Source organism: Halovivax sp., from assembly GCA_007119345.1.
GTDB lineage: Archaea > Halobacteriota > Halobacteria > Halobacteriales > Natrialbaceae > Halovivax.
Map to the genome: position 1 here is coordinate 24,393 of SKPV01000203.1, position 8,694 is coordinate 33,086.

Sequence of the window (8,694 nt, forward strand, 5' to 3'; positions counted from 1 at the left end):
ACCGAGCTATGGGCACGGCGGCGCGGTCGTGCGACGTCGAGCCGGGGACGCATCCGATCGGGAACGCCTTCGAGGTGATCCGGGCGCTCGGGGAGGAGCGAACGCTGCTCGACCGCTTCGGGTCGTCCACATTCCGCACTTTTATCGTGCGGTACTGAAATGACTGGAACATGGAATCCCTGCATCCGCGCATCAGGATCCTCTGGGTCGTCTACGGGGTCCTCGTGGGTACCGTCGCGGGCCTCGTCTTCGTCGGCGTCGATCGGTGGATCGCCGGCGTTCCGACGGCGGTTCAGGCGGGGGCCGCCGTCGTCGTCGGCGTCCTCGGGGCGCTCTACGCGATTCGACTCTACCAGCTCTGGCGCTTCGAACTGCAGGAGGACGCGCTGTACCTCGAACGCGGGGTGATCACGTTCGTCGAAACCGCGGTCCCGTTCGTGCGGGTCCAGCACGTCGACACACAGTTCGGACCGATCGAGCGGGCGCTCGGCCTCTCGAGCGTCGTCGTGTACACCGCCGGTTCGCGGAACGCCGACGTCCGGGTGCCCGGACTCCGCCCGGAGCGCGCCCGGGAGCTCCAGGATTCGCTTCGCAAACTGGCCGTCGAGAGCGAGACCGACGACGCCGTATGAACCGCTTGCACCCGCTGAGCGCCGTCTCGGGGGCGATCAATCGGGGAATCCTCGGCTTTTTCGTCCCGTTCTTTCTGGTGTCCGTCGTCGGGGGCGCGCTGGAGGAGGTCCACCCCGCGATGGGGCTGATCCTCGGAGCGATCGGGTTCTTCGCGGGCGTCGGCTACGCGATCGCCTACTACTACCGGTTCGAGTACGGGCTCGCCGAGGACACGTTCGACATCGCTTCGGGCGTCATCGCTCGCCGGTCTCGGGAGATCCCGTATCGACGCATCCAGAACGTCGACATCAGTCAGAACGTCCTCTTTCAGCTGCTGGGTCTCGCGAGGGTCTCCATCGAAACCGCCGGTGGCGGCGGCACGGAAGCGTCGCTGAACTTCGTGAGCGAGGACGAAGCCACCCGACTGCAACGAGAGATCAGGCGGATGACCGCCGCCGTGAACGGGGAGCGACGGGGGCGGCGACCGTCGCCCGACGTGGTACCGACGGGCGAGGACGGACCGACGACGGCGAACGGGACCGCCGGCGAAGCGGGCGGAACGGAATCATCGGCGGGAGCTGCCCGGCGTGAGACACTCGGGGAGGCGAGCGGTCGCGAACCCTCCCCGGCGAGTGGAGACGGACCGGCCGCCGACGAGCGGACGGTCGATGCGCGGGAGGGTGACGGGGACCCCCCGCAACGCGCAGTCCCGGACGACGGGCGAGCGGCGGACGACGGCGTGGACTCGGAATTCGCGCGCGCGTCGGACGATCCGACGGCCGCCGGTCGGGTCGATTCCGGGTTGTCCGGGCGATTTCGGACGCGCCGGCTCTTCGAACTCTCCTCGCGGGAGCTGTTGCTGTACTCGTTCGCGTCGTTCCGGCCGGCCGCGCTGGCCGCGGTTGGATTCCTGGTGCTGTTCGCGACGGACTTCCTGATCCAGTACCTCGTGACCGCCGCCCAACCCGTGGGCGGTCCGGCGGCAATCGGCGACGGCACGACCGGGAGCTACGCCGTCCTCGGCGTCGTCTCGATGATTCACGCCGTGATCCTCACGTACTTCGTGAGCATCCTGTACACGTTCTTCGCCTACTACGGGTTCCGGCTGGGCCAGACCGGCGACGATCTGGTCTACGAGCGGGGCCTGTTGCAACGGTACAGCGGGAGCATCCCGCTCGAGAAGGTCCAGTCGGTGACGGTCACCGACAATCCGATCCAGCGACGCATCGACCACGCGGGCCTCTGGGTCGAGACCGCGGGCTACGGGCCGGAGAGCAACGGCGGCAGCCAGTCGGCGGTTCCGCTCGCGCGAGTACCGCGCGTCCACAACTTCGCCGAGCGGCTCACGGACCTCGAGGCACCGCTGTTCGAGCGGCCGACGACGGTGGCCCGGCGGCGGTACCTCGCGCGGTACTCGATCCTCGCCACCGTCCTCGTCGTCGCGGCCTACGGACTCTCGCTGATCACGCCGCTGTCGTCGTGGTATCTGGCTGGCGCCACCTACCTTCTCGTCCCGCCGGCCGCGCACCTCCGCTGGCACCACCTCGGCTACTACGTGGGGGAGGGGAACCTGGTGATCCGCGAGGGCTTCTGGAGCCGGAAGACGACCGTGATCCCCTACTACCGCGTCCAGACGGTCTCGACCAGGCGATCGATCTTCCAGCGCCGACTGGGACTGGCGTCGCTGGTCGTCGACACGGCGAGCTCGCGCACGTACTTCTGGTCGACGCCCACGATCCACGACGTGGACGTAGCGATCGCCCGCGAGATCAACGACGCCTCCCGCGAGCGCCTGCAAACCGCGTTGGAAGAGCGCTCGCAGGACGGTGGGTCGACGCCGTCGCTCTGAGCGTCGGAGTCCGAATCGGCCGTTCGGTTCGCTTTCGGTGGCTTTTACCCCGCACGAGGGCAACCCCCTCGCATGGCAGAAGAGTTCCGCACGGAAGAGGACAGCCTCGGCGAGATGCAGGTGCCGGCGGACGCGTACTGGGGGGCCCAAACCCAGCGCGCGCTGGAAAACTTCCCGATCTCCGGGATCTCGTTCGGCCGACGGTTCGTGCGCGCGCTCGGGGTCGTCAAGAAGGCCGCGGCGGAGGCGAACCGCGACCTCGAGCTCCTCGAGGACGACGTCGCCGAGGCCATCGTCGAAGCCGCCGACGAGGTGATCGCCGGCGAGCACGACGAGCAGTTCCCCGTCGACGTTTTCCAGACCGGATCGGGGACCTCCTCGAACATGAACGCCAACGAGGTGATCGCGAACCGGGCCGCCGAACTCACCGGTGCGGAGATCGGCGACCGCGTCGTCCACCCGAACGACCACGTCAACTTCGGGCAGTCCTCGAACGACGTCATCCCCACCGCGATGCACGTCGCCTCGCTCGAGGCGATCGAGAAGGACGTCATCCCGGCGCTGGACACGCTCCGCGAGCACTTGGACCGCAAGGCCGAGGAGTTCGACGACGTGGTGAAGACGGGACGGACGCACCTCCAGGACGCGACCCCCGTCACGCTCGGCCAGGAATTCGGCGGCTACCGGACCCAGATCGAGAAGGGGCTCGGTCGCGTCGACGACGTTCGCCCGCGACTCTCCGAACTCGCTCTCGGCGGCACCGCGACCGGAACCGGGCTGAACACGCACCCCGAGTTCCCCGGCCGGGCGGCCGAGTACATCACGAAGGAGACCGGCGTCCAGTTCCGCGAGGCCGACGATCACTTCGAGGCCCAGGCCGCTCACGACGCGATGGCCGAGGCCCACGGGGCGTTGCGGACCGTCGCCGGCTCGCTCAACAAGATCGCCAACGATCTTCGGCTCCTGGCTTCCGGCCCCCGGAACGGGCTGGGCGAGATCGAACAGCCCGAGAACCAGCCGGGTTCTTCGATCATGCCGGGCAAGATCAACCCCGTCATCGCGGAGGCGGTCAACCAGGTCCACAAGCAGGTCGTCGGCAACGACGCGGCCGTCGCGGCCGGCGCCGCCGAGGGGCAGCTCGATTTGAACCTCTACAAACCGGTCTGTGCCCACAACTTCCTCCAGTCCGCCGAGCTGATCGCGAACGCGAGCGCGGTGTTCGCCGAGCGGTTCGTCGAGCCCCTCGAAGCCAACCGCGAGCACTGTCGCGACCAGGTCGAACAGTCGATGGCCCTGGCCACGTCGCTCAACGTCCACATCGGCTACGACCGCGCCAGCGAGGTGGCAAAGACGGCGTCGAAGGAGGGAAAGACCGTCCGCGAGGTCGCGCTCGAGAAGGGTTACCTCAGCGAGACGGAAGCCGACGAGGTACTCGACCCCGTGAAGATGACTCGCAGGGGGATCCTCGGCGACGAGTAGCGGCCTCGATACTCGCCAGTCGTCGAACCGGCGGTCGTCGGGACGTACGTCGCCGGGGCGTCCATCGGCGGGCCGTCCGTCGGCGGGCCGACCTTCGGTGGACCGTTCGTCGGTGGGCGGTCTGCCCGAGGGGGCGCGTCGACGCTCAACACTCGCCGTCGCCCAATACTCGCCGACGGGGTCGGGACCGACGTCGGTGGACGGCGAACCGACGGTGGGCCGGCGCACTCCCGCTCGCGTCCCGGGACGCGTCAGTCGATGCTGCGCAGTCCATCTCGACGCCCGTCGATCGCGGTCGATCCCGTTTCCCGTACGAACCGAACTGTCGAATATCGTTTAGTTTCCATTGTTAGTCTGTAGCACGCACCCTGGTTCGGAATCCCGAGAGCCCCGATTGACAGAAAACTGGGAACTCGAAGCGGAGTAAACTGCGGTTTCGGCCGGTCTTTTCTGCCTACACGTCTACCCCAAATCGACCGATTGAAGCCCGATCAGCGCCGCGGAATCCGAAATAAAGAAACCCAAGAGGTTTTGAGGGCGGGTGTCGTCAGACAATATATGCACACCTGTCGAAACTGCAACCAGTCGTTCCAGACCGAGCTCGCGCTGGAACTCCACCGGGACACCTGCGAGGAGGGCCAACTGTTCTGTCAGGTATGTGGTGATCGATTTCGAGAGCGGATCGCGACCCAGGACGGGTGGCACTACGAGTGTCCGAACGACGATTGCGACGGGGCGGGTCTCCAGGAAGATCTCTTCAACGTCGAAGACGTCCGTACGGCGACGCACTGACCGCGGACTCGATTTCACTCGCTCGGTGCCGACGGACGAGTCGCGGGGTCAGTTACGCTCGGTCTGGAGCGACAGTCCGAGACGTGTCGCGTCTAGGTCAGCGATTTTCGTGGATCGCGTTTCGAGGCCACCCTCGTTTCGGGTGACGTCCGTGCAGGAACGTGACGACCGAGACGCCTGCGACGTACTCGCCGGGGGTGTCGGACGGTCTGGCGACGAACACTTCACCGTGGACGTCTAACGTCGGGTATGAACGACCTCGCCGCGTCAGCCGGAGGGTCGATCGAGTCGCGGGTCGATCTGGTCGATCCACGCGCGCCGCGGTTCGGTCAGGCGATAACGGCGACCCTGTTGCTCGCCGGTGCGGCGGCGGGAGCCCCGGCGCTCGTCTACGCCGTCGCCGCGATCCTCGGCCTGGCTGCGCTCACTCGCTGGCGCCTCGACCTCTACGCGGTCACCTGGCGCCGACTCGCGATCCCGATCGTCGGCGCGCCGCCGGAGCGCGAACCGGCGACTCCCCACCGGTTCGCCAAACTCCTCGGCGCGGGCGGCTCGCTGATTGCGAGCCTCCTACTCGTGCTGGGGCTGTTTCTCCCGGGATTCGCGATCGCCGCGTTCGTCGGCCTGCTCGCCGCGCTGGGGGCGACGACCGGATTCTGCCTGGGATGTCAGATGTACCGGCAAGTGTCGGTTCTGCGGAGGCGAGGCGTTCTGTGAGCGATCCCGCCGAGCCGGACGAGCGGCCACCGGTCGATCATGACGAGCCCACCCTGTCGGAGGGCGACGAGCGGACCCCGTCGGAACGCGAGGAGCGGACCGACGAGGAGGCGACGGAGCGACTCAACCCCCGGGTTCGGATCGTCTGGCTCGTCGGGGCGACGATTCGCGCGTTCGTGGTCGGCGCCGTCTTGCTCGCCGGCGCGACGCTACTCACCGGCCCTGGCGCTCCCCTCGGCGCGCGGGATACCGTCGTCACGGCCGCAGCGGCGCTGGCGGTCGCGTACGGGCTCGCTCGCGTCACCCACGCCTGGCTCCGGTACGGCGTCTGGCGCTTTCGGGTCCGCGAGGACGCCCTGTACATCGAGCGCGGCGTGTTCACGCGGATCAAAACGGTGGCCCCGTACGTCCGCGTCCAGCACGTCGACTCCCGTCGGGGCCCCATCGAGCGCGCCGTCGGCCTCGCCACCGTCGTGGTCTACACCGCGGGCTCGCGGAGCGCCGACGTCGCGATTCCCGGGCTCACCCCCGAGCGCGCCGAGGAACTCCGCGAGGAACTGCGCCGACTCGCGATCGAGAGCGAGGGCGACGACGCCGTATGAGGCGGCTCCACCCGGCGTCGGTGCCGGTCCGATCGCTGTCCCGGAGCCTGAACCTCGGGTTTCTGTTCTTCCTCGTCGGAATCTTCGCCTCTCCTGGCGGGGCGGGGATGGACGTCGTCCGGGTCGGGCTGATGGTCCTCGTCGGCGTGGTCGTGGCCGTCGTCTACGAGGTCGCCTACTACAAGCGGTTTCGCTACGAACTAACGAGCGACACGTTCGACGTCACCTCCGGCGTGTTCGCGCGACGAAACCGCGAGGTACCGCTCCGGCGCATCCAGAACGTCGACATCCGACAGAACGTCCTCCAGCGAGCGCTCGGCCTGGCCGCGGTCCACGTCGAGAGTGCGGGCGGGGGGCAGACCGAGGTCTCGCTCCGGTTCGTTGCGGAAACCGAGGCCCAGCACCTCCAGCGAACGCTGCGTCGAGGCGCGGAGGGGGCCGACACGCGCGCCACCGAGCGACGGGCGGACACGGACTCGGATGCGGACGCGGAATCGACGGAGCGCGCCAGCGAGAGCCGTTCCGACGGACCTCGCGATCGTCGGGGGGTCCAGACTGACAGCGGTCGCGATCGGTTCGGAGATCGATCCGACGGACCTCGAGATCTCAGGGGTCGAACCGACCGACCCCGCGATCGCGAGGAACCCGAAACCGAACTGCTCTTCGAGATACGGTCCCGCGAACTCGCGATTCTCAGCGTCTTCACGATCGACCCCGGCGCCAGTCTGCTGGCGACGATCGCGCTCTCGTTCGCCAGCGGCTTCGACCCGACGACCCTGGTTCCCGTCGACGCGCTCGAGGGCGGGTTACCGGGAACCGGGCTGGTGGTCCTGGGGTGGATCTTGCTGGTCTTTCTGCTCGTCGCCTGGGTCCTCAGCGCGATCCTCACGTTCAACCGCTACTACGGCTTCCGGCTCACGCGGGTCGGCGACGAGCTGTACTACGAGCGCGGATTGGCCCAACGCTACAGCGGCACGATTCCGCTAGAGAAGGTCCAGACGGTGACGGTCACCGAGTCGGTCCCGTTCCGGTGGTTCGGCTACGCCTCGCTCGCCGTCGAGACCGCCGGATACGCCCCCGGTCAGTCCGGCGGGCGGGGACAGGAATCGGCGATCCCGCTCGCCGGACGCGAGCGCGTGCTGGCGCTCGCTCGCTCGCTCGAGCCGTTCGGTGCCGTTCGGCTCCGCGCCATCCCGAAACGAGCCCGCGAACGGTACGCGATCCGGTACGCGTCGGTCGTCGGGCTCGCGATGGCGGCCGCGTACGCGGTCGCGTCCTACACCGTCTTCGAGCGGTGGTATCTCGTGGCCGGTTTCTTCCTTCTCGTGCCCGTCGCGGCCCACCTGAAGTGGCGCAGCCGCGGTTACAGCGCGGGCGACGGTTACTTCCTCGCGCGGACCGGCGTCTGGAAGCGCACGACCAAGGTGGTCCCCTACTACCGCGTCCAGTCGGTCGTCGACACGCGGACGATCTTCCAGCGCCGCCGCCGGCTCGCCACGATCACGGCTGACACGGCGAGTTCCGCGTCGTTCTTCGGGCGAGCGGCGAGCGCGATCGACGCGGACGCCGCCCGCGCGTCCGCCCTCCGCGAGACGCTCGCGGAGAAGCTCTACGAACAGCTGCACGAGCGGGCCGAACGACGGCGGCGCCCCCTCAGCCACGCCTCCGCGCGCGGTGAAGCAGACCTTCCGTTCGACGGCGGCGTTGCCGGCAACCTGGGACCGGGCTCGACGGACGCGGTGCCGGTCGATCGCGTCGACTCGGGATCCGTCGATCCGTCGGCGGGTCCGCGCTCGAAGGTCCCTCGACCTGACGCGGCTACGGACCACGGGATCGAGGAACGATCGCGAGATGTCGACGACGAGGGCTCCGAGGAGGCCGACCCGGCTCCACCGAACGCGGGCGATCCGGCGGCCGACCGAGACGACGGTGCGAACGACGGGTTCGGTTCGTCCGTCGAGGGCCCCGACGACGACGGACGCGACTGAACGGTTTTTTACCCTTCCGCCCCGCACCTCCCGCCGATGAACGCAGACGACTACGAAGCGCTCGGGCTCGTCGCCGGGCTGGAGATCCACCAGCAACTCGACACGGCGACGAAGCTGTTTTGCTCCTGCCCGACGGAGCTGCGCGATCCCGAGGCGGGGACGCGCCGGTTCACCCGATACCTCCACCCGACCCGGAGCGAGCTCGGCGAGCTGGACGAGGCCGCGCTGGAAGAGAGTCGCGTCGACCGGGAGTTCGAGTACCTCGCGTACGACTCGACCTGCCTCGTCGAGGAGGACGACGAGCCGCCGCATCCGCTCGACGGCGAGGCGCTGGAAACCGTCCTCGAGATCGCCCAGCTGCTGGACGCGCGACCGGTCGACCAGGCGCACGTGATGCGCAAACTGGTCGTCGACGGTTCGAACACGTCGGGGTTCCAGCGCTCGGCGCTGATCGCCACCGACGGCGAGATCGAGACCGACGATGGATCGGTCGGCATCGAGGATCTGATGCTCGAAGAGGAGAGCGCCCAGCGGGTCGCCGAGACCGACGACGGCGTTCGCTACAGCCTCGACCGACTCGGCATTCCGCTCGTCGAAATCGGCACGAGTCCGGACATCCGGTCGCCGGAGCAGGCCCGCGAAGCGGCCGAGCGAA

At 68.5% G+C, this 8,694-nt stretch carries 7 protein-coding genes and 1 pseudogene; all 8 read left to right on the forward strand.

Translation table 11 applies throughout. From position 1 onward, the window contains the following. Positions 1-170: 170 nt before the first annotated feature. Positions 171-632, forward strand: coding sequence for a PH domain-containing protein (locus tag QZT59_RS13880; protein WP_290817583.1), 462 nt, complete (start codon positions 171-173; stop codon positions 630-632). Further along, positions 629-2,461, forward strand: a complete 1,833-nt coding sequence (locus QZT59_RS13885; protein WP_290817586.1) for a PH domain-containing protein — start codon at positions 629-631, stop codon at positions 2,459-2,461. Before QZT59_RS13880 ends, QZT59_RS13885 begins: the two co-directional genes overlap by 4 nt. Before the next feature lie 72 nt (positions 2,462-2,533). Further along, complete coding sequence (locus QZT59_RS13890) at positions 2,534-3,940, forward strand: aspartate ammonia-lyase (protein ID WP_290817589.1); 1,407 nt, start codon at positions 2,534-2,536, stop codon at positions 3,938-3,940. Positions 3,941-4,498: 558 nt separating this feature from the next. Continuing rightward, a complete protein-coding gene (locus QZT59_RS13895; protein ID WP_290817591.1) occupies positions 4,499-4,732 on the forward strand; it encodes an HVO_2901 family zinc finger protein in 234 nt (77 codons plus the stop codon). Between the two features lie 249 nt (positions 4,733-4,981). Then, positions 4,982-5,449 carry a DUF4395 domain-containing protein gene (locus QZT59_RS13900; protein WP_290817594.1) on the forward strand — a complete coding sequence of 156 codons (468 nt, stop codon included), beginning with the start codon at positions 4,982-4,984 and terminating at the stop codon, positions 5,447-5,449. 140 nt (positions 5,450-5,589) lie between these two features. Continuing rightward, the gene (locus QZT59_RS13905) at positions 5,590-6,051 is read left to right on the forward strand and encodes a PH domain-containing protein (RefSeq protein WP_290817600.1); all 462 of its coding nucleotides are present in this window, start codon (positions 5,590-5,592) and stop codon (positions 6,049-6,051) included. Beyond that, positions 6,048-8,039, forward strand: coding sequence for a PH domain-containing protein (locus QZT59_RS13910; RefSeq protein WP_290817597.1), 1,992 nt, complete (start codon positions 6,048-6,050; stop codon positions 8,037-8,039). The genes QZT59_RS13905 and QZT59_RS13910 overlap by 4 nt, the downstream gene beginning before the upstream one ends. A 36-nt stretch (positions 8,040-8,075) precedes the next feature. Beyond that, positions 8,076-8,694 (forward strand): annotated as a pseudogene (locus QZT59_RS13915) (Glu-tRNA(Gln) amidotransferase GatDE subunit E); the annotation flags it as partial.

Bases quoted from the DNA above. Each gene is read 5' to 3' on its own strand.
- QZT59_RS13890 (WP_290817589.1), top strand. From the start codon at position 2,534: ATGGCAGAAGAGTTCCGCACGGAAGAGGACAGCCTCGGCGAGATGCAG.
- QZT59_RS13885 (WP_290817586.1), top strand. From the start codon at position 629: ATGAACCGCTTGCACCCGCTGAGCGCCGTCTCGGGGGCGATCAATCGG.
- QZT59_RS13910 (WP_290817597.1), top strand. From the start codon at position 6,048: ATGAGGCGGCTCCACCCGGCGTCGGTGCCGGTCCGATCGCTGTCCCGG.
- QZT59_RS13880 (WP_290817583.1), top strand. From the start codon at position 171: ATGGAATCCCTGCATCCGCGCATCAGGATCCTCTGGGTCGTCTACGGG.
- QZT59_RS13895 (WP_290817591.1), top strand. From the start codon at position 4,499: ATGCACACCTGTCGAAACTGCAACCAGTCGTTCCAGACCGAGCTCGCG.
- QZT59_RS13900 (WP_290817594.1), top strand. From the start codon at position 4,982: ATGAACGACCTCGCCGCGTCAGCCGGAGGGTCGATCGAGTCGCGGGTC.